General features: G+C 49.2%; 1 protein-coding gene. It reads right to left on the reverse strand.

What is annotated here, in order from left to right; genetic code table 11:
* On the reverse strand, positions 1-543 hold a 543-nt coding region (locus tag R7Z77_RS27910; protein WP_318137376.1), incomplete at both ends, for a class I adenylate cyclase.

A 543-nucleotide genomic window follows, 5' to 3' on the forward strand; every position in this document is an offset into this window, starting at 1 on the left:
ATATCGGTGTTTTTCACATCCACTTTCAGTGAACGCCCCGACAGCTCCGACGTAGGGTCATTTTCGAAGTTGATGAACATCGCCAACTGGCTGATTTCACACGGGCTCGCTAACGCTTGCATCGTCGGACGACGTTTACGCAGTGCAAAGGTATTTCGTAAGTCACTCACCATTTGGTAAAACTTATCAATATCTAGCTGTGCTTCACGCACCACGGCATGCAAACGCGTGGATTCGGTGATGAGGCCATTAAAGAAAGCCCACGAGACCAGTTTGCTCAAGTACTCGTGATGCTCAAGACATGGCTGCCCAAGAATGCGATGTGCGATCAATGGTTGCTTGTAGAGATACCAACCCGATTTGTTCACCCCACCTTCTTTAACTTCGATGAAGCTCAAATCTGGTTCATGTAAATCAGGGGAAATTTGTGGGTTCAGCAACGTCACTTTGCCCGGCAACACTTCAAACGCAGCGTACAACTTACGCGCAAGAATGCTGATGTCTTGCGGGCTGATCGCGGATGTGATGTCGTTGCGACGCGCA

The sequence above is a fragment of the Vibrio sp. 1401 genome (assembly GCF_033340295.1).